Origin of the sequence: Pseudenemella bisphenolivorans (assembly GCF_051133435.1) — a bacterium.
Taxonomy (GTDB): Bacteria; Actinomycetota; Actinomycetes; order Propionibacteriales; family Propionibacteriaceae; genus JAAYAO01.
In genome coordinates this window covers 91,905-106,343 of the sequence record NZ_JBPGNY010000001.1, presented here as the reverse complement: position 1 = coordinate 106,343, position 14,439 = coordinate 91,905, and the positions used below count along the sequence as shown (strand labels likewise).

At 68.3% G+C, this 14,439-nt stretch carries 13 protein-coding genes; 8 read left to right on the top strand and 5 right to left on the bottom strand.

From position 1 onward, the window contains the following. The first annotated feature begins 16 nt into the window (after window positions 1-16). From dxr to ACR4XW_RS00460, 5 genes are all read left to right on the top strand, one after another. Entirely contained in the window at window positions 17-1,234 is a 1,218-nt protein-coding gene (dxr, locus tag ACR4XW_RS00480) for a 1-deoxy-D-xylulose-5-phosphate reductoisomerase (protein WP_434758546.1), read from the top strand. 1 nt (window position 1,235) lies between these two features. Further along, on the top strand, window positions 1,236-2,537 hold the full coding sequence (locus ACR4XW_RS00475) for a M50 family metallopeptidase (protein WP_434758545.1): 1,302 nt from the start codon (window positions 1,236-1,238) through the stop codon (window positions 2,535-2,537). A 62-nt stretch (window positions 2,538-2,599) separates the two neighbouring features. After that, window positions 2,600-3,754 (top strand): flavodoxin-dependent (E)-4-hydroxy-3-methylbut-2-enyl-diphosphate synthase, encoded by a 1,155-nt coding sequence (ispG, locus tag ACR4XW_RS00470; RefSeq protein ID WP_434758544.1) that lies wholly within the window; start codon window positions 2,600-2,602, stop codon window positions 3,752-3,754. A 5-nt stretch (window positions 3,755-3,759) separates the two neighbouring features. Beyond that, window positions 3,760-4,623, top strand: a complete 864-nt coding sequence (locus ACR4XW_RS00465; RefSeq protein ID WP_434758543.1) for a GNAT family N-acetyltransferase — start codon at window positions 3,760-3,762, stop codon at window positions 4,621-4,623. Between the two features lie 110 nt (window positions 4,624-4,733). After that, the gene (locus ACR4XW_RS00460; RefSeq protein WP_434759380.1) at window positions 4,734-6,503 is read left to right on the top strand and encodes a proline--tRNA ligase; all 1,770 of its coding nucleotides are present in this window, start codon (window positions 4,734-4,736) and stop codon (window positions 6,501-6,503) included. Window positions 6,504-6,506: 3 nt separating this feature from the next. Here ACR4XW_RS00460 and ACR4XW_RS00455 read toward each other — a convergent pair whose 3' ends face one another. Further along, window positions 6,507-7,460 (bottom strand): DUF4439 domain-containing protein, encoded by a 954-nt coding sequence (locus tag ACR4XW_RS00455; protein ID WP_434758542.1) that lies wholly within the window; start codon window positions 7,458-7,460, stop codon window positions 6,507-6,509. 71 nt (window positions 7,461-7,531) lie between these two features. Here ACR4XW_RS00455 and rimP point away from each other — a divergent pair, with 71 nt between their 5' ends. Continuing rightward, window positions 7,532-8,068 carry a ribosome maturation factor RimP gene (gene rimP, locus ACR4XW_RS00450; protein ID WP_434758541.1) on the top strand — a complete coding sequence of 179 codons (537 nt, stop codon included), beginning with the start codon at window positions 7,532-7,534 and terminating at the stop codon, window positions 8,066-8,068. A gap of 1 nt (window position 8,069) precedes the next feature. Beyond that, window positions 8,070-9,038, top strand: a complete 969-nt coding sequence (gene nusA / locus ACR4XW_RS00445; RefSeq protein WP_434758540.1) for a transcription termination factor NusA — start codon at window positions 8,070-8,072, stop codon at window positions 9,036-9,038. Window positions 9,039-9,099: 61 nt separating this feature from the next. Here nusA and ACR4XW_RS00440 read toward each other — a convergent pair whose 3' ends face one another. From ACR4XW_RS00440 to ACR4XW_RS00430, 3 genes are read right to left on the bottom strand one after another with little or no spacing between them, the layout of a single operon-like run. Next, window positions 9,100-9,912 carry an enoyl-CoA hydratase/isomerase family protein gene (locus tag ACR4XW_RS00440; protein ID WP_434758539.1) on the bottom strand — a complete coding sequence of 271 codons (813 nt, stop codon included), beginning with the start codon at window positions 9,910-9,912 and terminating at the stop codon, window positions 9,100-9,102. 19 nt (window positions 9,913-9,931) lie between these two features. Continuing rightward, complete coding sequence (locus ACR4XW_RS00435; RefSeq protein ID WP_434758538.1) at window positions 9,932-11,047, bottom strand: acyl-CoA dehydrogenase family protein; 1,116 nt, start codon at window positions 11,045-11,047, stop codon at window positions 9,932-9,934. Further along, complete coding sequence (locus ACR4XW_RS00430) at window positions 11,044-12,237, bottom strand: acyl-CoA dehydrogenase family protein (protein ID WP_434758537.1); 1,194 nt, start codon at window positions 12,235-12,237, stop codon at window positions 11,044-11,046. The genes ACR4XW_RS00435 and ACR4XW_RS00430 overlap by 4 nt, the downstream gene beginning before the upstream one ends. A gap of 308 nt (window positions 12,238-12,545) precedes the next feature. Here ACR4XW_RS00430 and ACR4XW_RS00425 point away from each other — a divergent pair, with 308 nt between their 5' ends. Continuing rightward, window positions 12,546-13,565 carry an LLM class F420-dependent oxidoreductase gene (locus tag ACR4XW_RS00425; RefSeq protein WP_434758536.1) on the top strand — a complete coding sequence of 340 codons (1,020 nt, stop codon included), beginning with the start codon at window positions 12,546-12,548 and terminating at the stop codon, window positions 13,563-13,565. Between the two features lie 6 nt (window positions 13,566-13,571). Here the strand turns inward: ACR4XW_RS00425 and ACR4XW_RS00420 are convergent, their stop codons facing one another. Then, entirely contained in the window at window positions 13,572-14,348 is a 777-nt protein-coding gene (locus tag ACR4XW_RS00420; RefSeq protein ID WP_434758535.1) for an SDR family NAD(P)-dependent oxidoreductase, read from the bottom strand. Window positions 14,349-14,439 lie beyond the last annotated feature (91 nt).

Sequence of the window (14,439 nt, the reverse complement as noted above, 5' to 3'; positions counted from 1 at the left end):
GTGCCAGACTGGGTGGGTGCGAGACATCATCATCCTCGGCAGCACCGGCTCGATCGGCACCCAGGCGCTCGACCTGATTTCGTCCTGCGCAGACGAGTTTCGGGTGGTGGGGCTGGCCGCCGGTGGCGGCAATATCGACGTGCTGGCCCGCCAAGTTCTGGACGTGAACCCCGAGGTGGTCGCGGTATCGCGGGCCACCGCGGTGCAAGACCTCCAATTGGCGCTCTATGCCGAGGCCCAGCGGCGGGGCTGGGCGCGTGGGCAGGTGCGGCTGCCGAAGATCCTGGCCGGCCCCGAATCGGTCAGCGAACTGGCCGCCGCCGACTGCGATGTGGTGCTCAACGGCATTACCGGTGCCGCCGGGCTGCTGCCCACCCTGGCCACTCTGAAGGCCGGCACCACCCTGGCGCTGGCGAACAAGGAATCCCTGGTGATCGGTGGCCGGCTGGTCACCTCGGCGGCCGCACCGGGGCAGATCGTGCCGGTCGATTCGGAGCATTCGGCCCTGGCCCAATGCCTGCGTGCCGGTACCGCCGAGGAGGTCGCCGCCCTGGTGCTGACCGCTTCGGGTGGGCCCTTCCGGGGTCGGGGACGGGCCGAGCTGGCCGACGTCACCCCCGCCGAGGCGCTGGCCCACCCGACCTGGGACATGGGCCGGGTCGTCACCACCAACTCCGCCACCATGGTCAACAAGGGCCTGGAATTGCTGGAGGCTCACCTGCTGTTCGACGTGCCGATCGACCGGATCCAGGTGGTCGTCCACGCCCAGTCGATGGTGCACTCGATGGTCACCTTCGTCGACGGGTCGACCATCGCCCAGGTATCGCCCCCGGACATGAAACTGCCGATCGCCCTGGGTCTGACCTGGCCGGCCCGGCTGCCCGGATCGATTCCCGGGTGTGACTGGTCGACCGCCAGCAGTTGGACCTTCGAACCCCTCGACGAGGAGGCCTTCGCCGGGGTGAAGCTGGCCCGCACCGCGGCCCTGGCCGGGGGCACCGCGCCCGCGGTACTGAACGCCGCCAACGAGGAATGTGTGGACGCCTTCCACGAGGGACGGGTCGGTTTCCTGGGCATCTGCGACACCGTCGAGCGGGTGCTGGCCGAACACATCGAAGGAGTTTGGGGTGAGGATCTAGGCTCCGACCTGGTCGTCGAGCCGAACCTGGACACCGTCCTGGCCGCCGACCGTTGGGCGCGGGCCCGCGCGCGGGCGATCACCTCGGAGGTCTGAGATGGACATACTGCTGTACCTGGTGGCGGCGGTAGTCTTTTTCGCGCTGATCATGGCCTCGGTAGCCCTGCACGAGGTCGGACACATGCTGCCGGCCAAGTTGTTCAACGTGAAGGTGACCGAGTACTTCGTCGGTTTCGGACGAACCCTGCGGTCCTGGAAACGCGGCGAGACCGAGTACGGGTTCAAGGCCTTTCCGCTCGGCGGCTATGTGCGGCTGGTGGGGATGTACCCGCCGGCCCGCGGCACCGACAAGGTGAAGGCCACCGCGATGGGCCCCTTCCAGCAACTCAGCGAGAACGCCCGCAGCTACGAGTGGGAAACCATCAGCCCCGCCGACGACGGGCGGCTGTTCTACCAGAAGAAGATGTGGCAGAAGCTGATCATCATGTTCGGTGGGCCGCTGATGAACCTGCTGCTGGCCTTCGTGATCTTCTGGGGCGTGATCGGCATCCACGGGGTGTACCGCCCGCAGTTGACGATCGCAGCGGTATCCGAATGCGTGGTGCCGGTCGACCGCACCGAGCAGACCTGCCAACCCGGCGACCCGCCCACCCCCGCGGTCGAGGCCGGCGTCCAACCCGGCGACCGGATCGTGTCCTTCAACGGGGTGCAGGTGCGTGACTGGGACCACTTCAGCGAACTGATCCGCGCCAACATGGACCGCTCGGCCACCGTGGCGGTCGAACGCGAGGGCCGCACCCTCACCCTGCCGACGGTGCAGACCGTCCGCACCGGTGTGCCGGACGCCTGGGACCCGGGCAAACGCGTCGATGCCGGTTTCTTCGGTGTCACCCCCGACCGGGTCAAGGAACGGGGCGGCCCGGTCGCGGTCGCCAAGGACATGTGGAAGATGACCCTGCAGTCGGGTTATGCGCTGGTGCGGTTCCCGGTGAAGGTCTGGTACGTCGGTGTCGACCTGGTCACCGGACGGGACCGCGACATGTACGGGCCGATCAGCATCGTGGGTGCCTCCCGGGCCGCCGGTGAGGTCGCCACCACCGACCAGATCACCGCCGCCGACAAGGTCGCCACCGTGTTCTCGCTACTGGCCTCGGTGAACCTGTTCGTGGCCCTGTTCAACCTGGTACCGCTGCCGCCGCTGGACGGTGGCCACATCGTCGGCGCACTGTGGGAGGGTCTGCGCCGCTGGTGGGCGAAGGTGCGCGGCAAACCCGACCCGGGCCCGGTCGACACCACCCGAATGCTGCCGATCGCCTACCTGGTGGGCGGGTTCGTGTTGTTGTGTGGTGTGGTGTTGATCATTGCCGACGTACTGGACCCGATTCGACTCTTCGGATGAGGTGCACGATGTGCCGCCGGCGCAATGACAGACTTGGCAAGTAGACGAGGAGAGGAAGCGCTATGACCACCGCCTTGGGCATGCCCCAGCCCGCACCGGTCACCCTGGCTCCGCGGCGCAAGAGCCGCAAGATCAAGGTCGGCAAGGTGGACGTGGGCGGGGACGCCCCGATTTCGGTGCAGTCGATGACCACCACGCTCACCGCCGACGTCAACGCGACCCTGCAGCAGATCGCCGAACTGACCGCGGCCGGCTGCGACATCGTCCGGGTGGCGGTGCCCAGCAGTGACGACGCCGAGGCCCTGCCCCAGATCGCCCAGCGCAGCCAGATCCCGGTGATCGCCGACATCCACTTCCAGCCCCGTTACGTCTTCGCCGCGATCGACGCCGGTTGTGCGGCGGTGCGGGTGAACCCCGGCAACATCAAGGCCTTCGACGACCGAGTGGGGGAGATCGCCAAGGCGGCCTCCGACGCCGGGGTGTCGCTGCGGATCGGGGTGAACGCCGGATCGTTGGACAAGCGGCTGCTGGCCAAGTACGGCTCGGCCACCTCCGAGGCGTTGGTCGAATCGGCGCTGTGGGAAGCGTCCCTGTTCGAGGAACACGGCTTCCGGGATTTCAAGATCTCGGTGAAGCACAACGACCCGATCGTGATGGTGCGGGCCTACCAGCAACTCGCCGAGGCCTGCGACTACCCGCTGCACCTGGGCGTGACCGAGGCCGGGCCGGCCTTCCAGGGCACGATCAAGTCGGCGGTGGCCTTCGGCGCCCTGCTCAGCCAGGGCATCGGTGACACCATCCGGGTGTCGCTGTCGGCCCCGCCGGTGGAGGAGATCAAGGTCGGCATCAAGATCCTCGAATCCCTGAACCTGCGCCCGCGCAAGCTCGAGATCGTCTCCTGCCCGTCCTGTGGCCGGGCCCAGGTCGACGTCTACAAGCTGGCCGACCAGGTCACCGCCGGACTCGAGGGGCTCACCGTCCCGCTGCGGGTCGCGGTGATGGGCTGTGTGGTGAACGGGCCCGGTGAGGCCCGCGAGGCCGACCTCGGGGTGGCCTCCGGTAACGGCAAGGGACAGATCTTCGTCAAGGGTGAGGTGATCAAGACCGTGCCCGAATCGATGATCGTGGAAACCCTGATCGAGGAAGCGCTGCGGATCGCCGACGAGATGGGGGAGTCGAGCGAATCGGGCCCCCCGGTGGTTGAAGTCGGCGGCTGACCCCGATGACCATCGACGAACAACAGCGCACCGGGGTGTCGGTGCTCGGAACTGAACATCTCGAAGCCGCGGTGCGGCTGTTGTCGTCGCAGCCGGTCGAGAACGTCTTCGTCGCCTCCCGGGTGCGCAGCGGTGGACTCGACCCGTTCCTGCTGGGCTGCCAGGTGTGGGGGTACTGGGAGGACGGCGAACTGGTGTCGATGCTGCACGCCGGGTCGAACTTCGTCCCGATCAACGCCACCCCCGCCGCCCTGGACGCCTTCATCGAATACGCCGGGCCGGTGCGCAAGTGCTCCTCCATCGTCGGGCCCGCCCCGGTGGCGATGAGCCTGTGGCGTGGACTGTGCCAGCGCTGGGGCGGCAGTTGGGTCGATGCCCGCGAGGTGCGCGCCCGGCAACCGTTGATGACCATCGACACCGACCCGCCGATCGCCGGGGACCCGCGGGTGCGCCGGATCGGGCTGGAGCACTGGGACGCCTACGTCGAGGCCGCGATCGCGATGTACACAGAGGAGGTGGGGGTCTCACCGGTGCTCGGCAACAACTCCACCCACTACCGCTATTACGTGCGCCAACTGATCGAATCCGGACGCTCCTACGGGTGGGTGAACGAACACGGCCAGGTGTTGTTCAAGTCCGATATCGGGTCGGCCGCCCGGCAGGTGTGCCAGGTGCAGGGGGTGTGGTTGCACCCGGAACTGCGCGGCACCGGAATCGCCGCCGGGCTGATGGCCCAGGTGGTGATCCTGGCCCGTCAGGAGTTCCCGGTGGTGTCGCTGTACGTCAACGATTTCAACGAACGGGCCCGCGCGACCTACCGACGGTGCGGTTTCGACGAGGTGGGGGAGTTCGCCACCATCTTGTACTGATCGGTTTTGTACCGGCCCCTCGCCGCCGTCGGGTCGTGTGGCGGGATCGGCGCGTGTACTAGGGTGATCGAGCCCGACCACGCTTCAGGAGTGCTTCGTTGATCACCAGAATGTCGCAGCTTTTCGTCCGCACGCTGCGGGAGGACCCGGCCGATGCCGAGGTGCCCAGCCACCGGTGGCTGGTGCGTGCCGGCTACATCCGCCGCGCCGCCCCGGGGATCTACACCTGGCTGCCGCTGGGGTTGAAGGTATTGCGCAAGGTCGAGCAGATCGTCCGCGAGGAGATGGACGCGATGGGCGCCCAGGAGGTGTCCTTCCCGGCCCTGCTGCCGCGCGAGCCCTATGAGGCGACCAACCGGTGGACCGAATACGGCGACAATCTCTTCCGGCTCAAGGACCGCCGCGACAACGACTACCTGTTGGGCCCCACCCACGAGGAGATGTTCACCCTGCTGGTGAAGGACCTGTACTCCTCGTACAAGGACCTGCCGCTGTCGCTGTACCAGATCCAAACCAAGTACCGCGACGAGGCGCGACCCCGGGCGGGGTTGTTGCGTGGCCGCGAGTTCGTGATGAAGGACTCCTATTCCTTCGACATCGACCAGGACGGCCTGCAGGCCTCCTACGACGCCCACCGTGCGGCCTACATCCGGATCTTCGACCGGCTCGGTCTCGACTACGTGATCGTGCAGGCCACCTCGGGGGCGATGGGTGGTTCGGCCTCCGAGGAATTCCTGGCCGTGGCCGACAACGGCGAGGACACCTTCGTCCGGTCGCCGGGTGGTTTCGCGGCCAATGTGGAGGCGGTGCGTCGCGAACCCGGCGAGGCCCTCGACCACGCCCACGTGCCCGCAGCCCGGGTGGAAGAGACCCCTGATGCGGCCACCATCGAACAACTGGTGCAGGTCGCCAACGAACGCGTGCCCCGCGACGACCGTCCCTGGGCGGCGGCGGACATGCTCAAGAACGTGCTGTTCCGGGTGGAGCATCTGGACGGCAGCACCGAGGCCGTCGCGATCGGCCTGCCCGGTGACCGTGAGGTCGACATGAAGCGGCTCGAGGTGGTCTTCGAACCGGCCACCGTGGTGCCCTTTTCGGATGAGGACTTCGCCGCCCACCCGCGCCTGGTCAAGGGCTATGTCGGCTCACAGGTGCTGGGGGTGGGCGAACTCGCCGATGGCGAGGTCGCGCCCGCCGACGCGGTCACGTACCTGATCGACCCGGCGGTGGTGGACGGTTCGCGCTGGGTGACCGGGGCGAACGAGCCCGGCAAGCACGTCTTCGATCTGGTCGCCGGACGCGACTTCACCGCCGACGGGGTGATCGATGTCGCCGAACTGCGCGAGGGCGACCCGGCCCCCGACGGCTCGGGCCCGATGAGCCTGGCCCGCGGTATCGAGATGGGCCACATCTTCCAACTCGGCCGCAAGTATGCCGAGGCCCTCGACCTGCAGGTGCTGGACGCCAACGGCAAGCGCACCGTGGTGACCATGGGTTCCTACGGCATCGGGGTCTCCCGCGCGGTCGCCGCGGTGGCCGAGAGCACCAGCGACGAGGCCGGCCTGTGCTGGCCCAAGGCGCTGGCGCCCTTCGACGTCCACGTGCTGGCCACCGGCAAGGGCGACGAGATCGCCGAGGCCGCCGAGAAGCTCGCCGCCGACCTGGCCGAACAGGGCCTGGAGGTGCTGCTCGACGACCGCAAGGCCAGCCCCGGGGTCAAGTTCGCCGACGCCGAGGTGCTCGGTATGCCGACCTCGGTCGTGGTCGGCCGCGGCCTTGCCAACGGCATGGTCGAACTGCGCGACCGCAAGTCGGGCGACCGCGAAGAGGTTCCGGTCACCGAGGCGGTCGAGCGAGTGCTGGCCGCGGTTCGCGGCTGAGGATCAGGCCAGGCCGGGCCAGCGGGGCAGCCCGCCCCCGGCAGCCACCAGCCGAGCAGTGGTGGCGGTGAGCTCGTCGACCACCACCGCGCGCAGGTCGTCACCGGCGGCCACCCCGGCCACCGCGGCCCCGACGAACGGCAACAGCCGCTGCTCCACACCTCGGGTCAGCGCGATCGCCGCAGCCGGGTCCTTGGGGCGCGGCACCTCGTAGGCGGGTTCGGCAGGTGGTGGGGCGACCCCACGATCGACCAGGGCCGCACTGAGCCGGTCCCGCAGTGTGCTGATCGCCCGGTCGCGTGCCTCCAGGGGGGTGCGACGCTCGTCCGACAGTTGGAAGGCGCCCAGGGCGGTTTGGTAGGCGTACCGGGCGGCGTGCAGCTGCTCGACCAGCAGGGTGAGCGCATCGGTATCGCTGATCGGCACGAACTCATCGGGCTCGGCGCTGCCGATCGGGACCTTGAAGGTGGTGCCCTGCCGGGCCAGCACGGTCGCGAAACCGGCACAGGAGGCGAAGAACAACCCGAGCCGGCCCGAAACGAGCAGGGCCTGGCTGCGGTGTTCGGCGGCGACGGCAGTCAGTTCCTCCGACCAGGCGGTGACCGCCGCAGCCAGACCCTGGGCGGGTTGGGGAGTGGGGGTCGTGGGCGGGTCGATCGGCCCGAAATGCTCGCCAAACTGGTCGACATGTGCCTGATGGGCGTCTCGGGCGGCGGTGACCACCTTCGACCCGGCCCCGGCGATCGGCATGATCGAGGCGGCCCGGGCGGCGAGTTCGGCCTCGCGCTGCACAGCCAGTTGCACTTCGGGCTGCTGGGTCGGACTGGGGGTGGGGGTCGGTGACCAGTGGGGCTCGGTGGGTTCGGACACCCGGGGGTCACTCACCGCGCACCCGGTCAGAGCGGCCGCGGTACCGGCTCCCAACCAGGCGAACAGGGTGCGGCGGCTGACAAGCATGACCCAAGCCTAGCGGCGGGTAAGATGGTCGATTCACAACCGCGTAGGACAACAGAACCCGGGAGGACACCGTGCAAGCCGACAAGCTTTCCGTGATCGTCCGCGACATCCTCACCGAACACGAGTTGGAGCTGGAATCGCTCGACATCGTCGGTGGCTCGCGCCATGCCGTGGTACGAGTGATCGTCGACGGCGACGGCCCCGAGGGTCGCGGCCCCTTGCTGGACGACATCACCCGCGCCAGCCAGGCAATCTCCCGGGCACTGGACGACGAGCCGGCCACCGGCAGCCGTCCCTACACCCTGGAAATCACCTCCCGGGGTGTCACCCGACCGCTTACCGAACCCAAGCACTGGCGCCGCAACATCGGACGGCTGGTCAAGGTCGAGCGCGAGGGCGCCGAAACCGTCACCGGCCGGATCCGGGAAACCGATGACACTTCGGCGACGTTGGAAGTGGAAATACCTCCGGTCAAGGGCGCCAAGGGCCCGAAGAAGACCACCACGAAGAACATCACCATCGACCTCGGCGAGGTGCGCAAGGCGGTCATCCAGGTGGAGCTGACCAAGATGCGTGCCGAGGACACAACTGAAGAGCTGGAGAGCTGACATGGATATCGATATGGCCGCACTGCGGATGATCGAACGCGACAAGGGCGTTGCCCTGGATGTGTTGGTCGCCGCGCTGGAGGAAGCGCTGCTGACCGCCTACCACAAGACCCCCGACTCGGTGCCCGGTGCTCGGGTGTCGCTGCACCGCAAGAGCGGGGTGGTGCAGGTGCTGGCCCCCGAACTGGACGAGGAGGGCAATGTGATCGCCGAGTTCGATCACACCCCGTCCGGCTTCGGACGAGTGGCCGCGGCCACCGCCCGGCAGGTGATCATGCAGCGCTTGCGCGATGCCGAGGACGAACGCAAGTACGGCAAGTTCTCCGCCGCCGAGGGCGACATCCTGTTCGGGGTGGTGCAGCAGAGCCGCGACCCGCGCGTGGTGCGGGTCGATCTGGGCGATATCGAGGCGATCCTGCCGGCGGCCGAACAGGTGCCCGGCGAGAACTACGCGCACGGCACCCGGATGCGGGTGTACGTGGTGGCGGTGCGCCGCGAGCCCACCGGACCCCAGGTCGTGGTCTCGCGCACCCACCCGCAACTGGTCGAGAAACTGTTCCGACTGGAGGTGCCGGAGATCGAGGACGGGGTCGTCGAGATCAAGGGTGTGGCCCGCGAGGCCGGTCACCGCAGCAAGATCGCGGTGGTCAGCCACGATCCGTCGGTCTCGGCCAAGGGTGCGTGCATCGGGCAGATGGGGCAGCGGGTGCGTTCGGTGATGAACGAGTTGAACGGCGAGAAGATCGACATCATCGACTGGTCGGACGATCCGGCCGAGTTCGTCGGTGAGGCCTTGTCACCGGCGAAGGTGTCCTCGGTGACCGTGGTCGACCCCGAGCGTCGGCAGGCCCGGGTGATCGTGCCGGACTACAAGCTGTCGCTGGCGATCGGCAAGGAGGGCCAGAACGCCCGGCTGGCCGCCCGGCTCACCGGCTGGCGGATCGACATCCGGCCCGACACCGAGGTCTGAGCGAACCTTCGACCAACCGCGAGCCCCGAGCCCGGGCCGCGGGATCACTGCGGGGCAGAGTTCACAGGTCCAGCCAGGTCGGGGAGGTCTTGTTCACGAAGGCCTCCCTGGCCCGGTCGGTCTCACCCGAACCGGTGAGCATGGTCTGGGTGCGGTTCTCCACGTCCAGGGCCTGCCGCAATGACCCGGCACCCATGTTCAGCCACATGGTCTGTTTGGTCATCCACACCGCCATCGGCGCGTTCTGCGCGATCTCGCGCAGCTTCGCCAGGGCGGTGTCGACGACCGTGCCATCGGGCACCACATCGAGCACCAGTCCGTATTCCTGCGCCTCCGCGGCCGAGAAGATCCGTCCGGTCATCATCAGTTCGGTCGCCCGGGCGGCACCCACGATGCGGGGCAGGAAGTAGGAGCAGCCCATGTCTGCCCCCGAGACCCCGACCTTGATGAAGACCGCTCCGAATTGGGCCGACTCGGCGGCGTAGCGCAGGTCGCAGGCCAACGACAGGGACAGGCCGCCACCGACCGCCGGGCCGTTCACCGCCGCGACCACCGGCGCCTTCATTCGGTGAACCCGGTCATGCAGGGAGGCGATCAACTCCTGCATCCCGAACATGTGCGACATCGGGTTCTGGTTCTCGGCCGGACGCGCGTCAGACATTTCCTCGTTCGGCCGCAACTCCGCCCCGGAGCAGAACCCTCGTCCGGCACCGGTGATCACCACGCCGCGCACATGCCGCGAGCGGTCGAGCTCGCCGAGAGCCTCGTGCAATTCGCGCACCACCGTCAGCGACAGTGGATTGAGCCGCTCGGGCTTGTTCAGGGTGAGCACGAACAGACCCGGTTCGGGCTGATCGACCAGCAACTGCTCCATGACGGGTGGGTCCTCTTTCTCAGCCGGACGCGGGAATCAGGTCGGTGAGTTCGCCGACCCGGCGACGGTGCCGCTCATCGTTGCCGAACAGCACCGAATCGGCCATCGCCCGCTTCAAATACCAATGCAGCGGGTGCTCCCAGGTGAAGCCGATCCCGCCGTGCAACTGCTGGGCCTGTTCCAGGGTCAGCAGTCCCCGCTGAGCCGTGAAGGCCGCGGCCAGGCCGGTGGCCAGGGCAAGTTCGGACGGGTCGTCGTCGTGGGCGGCCAGCGCGTGAGCGGTGATCGCGCGGGCCTGTGAGGTGTCGATCCACATCCGGGCGTTGGCGTGCCGCAGGGCCTGGTAGGAGCCGATCAACTGGCCGAACTGGTAACGCTGGCCGAGATAGTCGGCCGAGGCGGTGACCGCCCACTCCATGATCCCGACCCGCTCGGCGCACAGGACCGCGGCGCCGACATTCAGCGCCGCTCGCAGATCCTCCTCGGCGTGGGTGCCGCGGGCGATCACGGCCGCCGGGGTCCGGTCCAGGCTCACCGTGGCCACCGGACGGGTCTCGTCCAGGCTCACCTCGACCTCGACCGAGACGTGCTCGGTGCCGTCGACCAGGGCCAGTACCGGGGTGCGGTCCAGCATGGCCGGCACCACGAACAGGTCGGCCCAGCCGGCACCGGGTACCACCTCGACCACCCCGGTGAGCACAACGTCATCATCGGCCCCGGTGGCCTGTACCCGGGCGGGGAACTCGTCGTAGGCGGTGGTCGGGCCCGGCACCACCAGCACTGCGGTGCGGGTTCCGGACGCCAATCCGCGCAGGGCCTCGCGAGCAGCGGGGGAGTCGCTTGCCGACAGCGCCCGGGTCGCCACCACCGATGAGGTCAGGAAGGCCGGGGCGGCCAGGCAGCGACCGAGCTCTTCGGCGACCAGGCCGAGTTCGCGCACTCCCAGGCCCACCCCGTCCAGGTCTTCGGCGATGGCCAGGCCGGCCAGACCGAGGTCGGGGGTGGTGAAGCGCCACGGACCACCGATCGCGGTCTCATGGCCGGCGGCCGCACCGTCGGTGACGGCGGTGCGCACCGCGGCACGCAACTCGGACTGCTCGGAGCTCTCCAGCAGATCGAGCTCGGGGGTCTTCATCGGGGGATGTCCTTCCACGGGGTGTCGCGGCTGATGGCGTGTTCGCGGGGGAGTCCGAGCACGCGGTCGGCGATCTGGGTGAGCAGCACCTGGGTCGTGCCGCCCTCGATCGAGTTCGCCCGGGCGCGCAGGTAGCTGAAGGTCACACAGCGCAGTTCGCTGTACTGCAGTTCGTCCTCCCAGTCGTCGAACAACAGGGCCTGGGACGGGTCCATCTGGGCGAGCACCCGTCCGGCCTTCTGGTTCACGTCGGCGAACACCACCTTCGCACCCGAACCCTCCAGGCCCGGCTGGCCGCGTTTGGCCAACTGGCGGATCCGCTCATTGGCGATCCGGGCAACCTCCACGTCGATCCAGGCATCGACCACCCGGTCGGCCATCACCGGCGTGTGCAGGTCGGGATTGTCGCGCCACTGCTTGGCCAGCCCCCCGATCCGTCCGGTCTCCCGGCCGCCGGAGCGGCCACCGATCGCCATCCGTTCGTGCATCAGGGTGGTGCGGGTGACATTCCAGCCGTCGTCGACCGCACCGACCCGGTGCGAATCGGGAACCCAGGCGTCGGTGAAGAAGACCTCGTTGAACTCCGCACCGCCGGTGGCCTGCCGCAGCGGACGGGTCTCCACCCCGTTCTGCTCCATGTCGATCACGAACACCGTGATGCCGTGGTGCTTGGGCAACTCCGGGCTCGAGCGGGTCAACAGCAGACCCCACTTGGCCCGGTGGGCATAGGAGGTCCACACCTTCTGGCCGTTGATCAGCCACCCCGGAACTCCGTCGCGGGTCTCCGGTACGGCCCGGCACGCCAGACCGGCCAGGTCGGAGCCGGCCCCCGGTTCACTGAACAACTGGCACCAGATTTCCTCACCGGTCCAGGCCTGCTTGAACAACTGTTCGCACAACTCACGCGGCGAGTGCCGCAGCAGGGTGGGGATGATCGTCCCGGTGCCCAGCGGATTGCGATACGGGTCGGGTTCGGGAACCCCCGCCTCGACCAGTGCGGCTTCCACCAGGGCCTGATCGGTCCGGTCCCCGTCGTAACCACCCAGTCCCTCGGGGTGATGTACCCAGGCCAGGCCGGCGTCGTAGCGCGCAGCGAGGATCTCCACCTGGGAGAGCTGACGCACGGCGTCGAGGCCTCCGAGATCGGCAACGAATGTGCTCACCCGCTCAGCCACACTCGGGTCGGTCATCGACGGGCCTCCTTCACGTTGTCTGATATCCGGAGGTCACCCGCGGGACCGCACCGGCTGCCGGCCCAACGTGTCAACAAGCACCGAACGCTGGCAACAGCCTTTCTCACCCACCAGAAGGCGGCGGTCAGGAACTTCACCTGCGCAGCCCCGCCTCCCGGGGTGCGCCGGTGCCGGCCGGTGTCCCTCGGCGTACGCCACGCCCACCCTTTACGCTGGCCCGGTACCACCGTGGACTCCACCTGCGGCTTGCGGGCATGGGCAGCAGGACGGATACGGGGTCCGACATCTACCAGGAGGCGGCAATCATGAAGTTCGGTCTTTCACTGGGCTATTGGGGATCGGGCAAGCCTGCCAATCACGCAGCCATGGTGGCCCTGGCCGAAGAACTGGGCTTCGACTCGGTGTGGACCGCCGAGGCCTATGGTTCGGACGCCCTGACACCCCTGGCCTGGCTGGGGGCCGGCACCGAGACCCTGAAGCTCGGTACCGCGATTCTCCAGATGTCGGCCCGCACCCCGGTGGCCACCGCGATGGCGGCGATGACGATAGACCACCTCAGCGACGGCCGGTTCGTGTTGGGCCTGGGCGTGTCGGGGCCACAGGTCGTCGAGGGCTGGTACGGACAGCCGTTTGGTAAGCCGCTGGCCCGCACCCGCGAATACATCGCGATTCTGCGGCAGGTTTTCGCCCGCGAGCGGGTCGCCTTCTCGGGTGACTTCTATCAGCTTCCCCACGAGGGCGGGACGGGGCTGGGCAAGTCGCTGCGCTCCACCCTGCATCCGCGGCGTCCCGACATCCCGATCATGTTGGCCGCCGAGGGTCCGAAGAATGTCGCCCTGGCCGCCGAACTGACCGACGGTTGGTTGCCGTTGTTCTATTCGCCCTACAACGACCAGCACTACCGCGACGCGCTGGCCGAGGGGTTCGCCCGCGAGGGCGCCCACAGCACCCCGGAGGAGTTCGAGATCGCCGCGACGGTGCCGGTGGTGGCTGTCGACGACGTCGAGATCGCCGCCGACATGGTGCGTCCCTTCCTGGCCCTCTACATCGGGGGTATGGGGGCGCCGGGAGCCAACTTCCACTACGACGCCTTTGTGCGGATGGGCTTTGCCGCCGAGTGCGAGAAGATCCAGGATCTCTACCTCAACGGACGCAAGGACGAGGCCGCCGCCGCGGTACCCACCTCGATGGTCGAACAGGTCGCGCTGATCGGCCCCGAGGCCAAGATCCGCGAGGAGTTTCCGGCCTGGGACGACTCCTTGCTGACCAGCATGCTGGTGATGCCCGACGAGGCAACGATGCGCCTGGTGGCCGACCTGCGCTGAGGCCGATCAGCGGGGGAGTTGTCCGTCGTCGACCTTGATCACGGTGCCGGTGACGCACTCCGAGGCCGGTGAGGTCAGGTACAGCAGGGTGCTGTCCAGTTGGGCCGCATCGCCCCAGCGCTTGCGGGGGAAGTTGTCGGAGCGATCCCCGATCCGCTCGATCATGCCGTCGGTCATCTCGGAGCGGAAGCCGCCCGGAGCGATCGCGTTGACGTTGATGTTGCGTCCGGCCCACTCCACGGCCAGGGCTTCGGTCATCCGGTTGATCGCAGCCTTGGTGGTGGCATAGAGAGCCGCCGCCCCTCCGATGGTGTGGAAGGCGGCCATCGATGAGATGTTCACGATTCGCCCCGGACGTTCCTCCGCGAGCAGTCTCGAGGCGACCCCGGTGGCCAACAGCCAGGGCCCGCGCAGGTTGGTGGCGAGCACCGAGTCGACCAGCTCGAGATTCATCTTGTGTGCCCGCTGGGCATCGGGAACGCCGGCATTGTTCACCAAGATGGTGATCAATCCCAGCTCGTCCTCCACCCGGGCCAGGGCGGTGCTGATCGCCTCGGCATCGGTGACGTCCAAGGGCACGGCCAGGGCGGTGCCCCCATCGGCGGTGATCTCGTCGACCACCTCGGCGAGCAGTTCCTCGCGGCGCCCGGCCACCGCCACCCAGGCCCCGGCCGCGGCCAGGGTTTTGGCGAAACGACGGCCCAAACCGGAGGTGGCGCCGGTGACCAGGGCCACCTCACCGCTGAGATCGAAGTTCACGTGGGGCAGCGGATAAGTCGTCATGCACGCATCGTGGGCGATGGCGGCTCCCGACGTGGGGCGACATCTCGATCAGCGGCCGGAGCGGACCCGAGCTGAGGTCCTGAGGTCATCG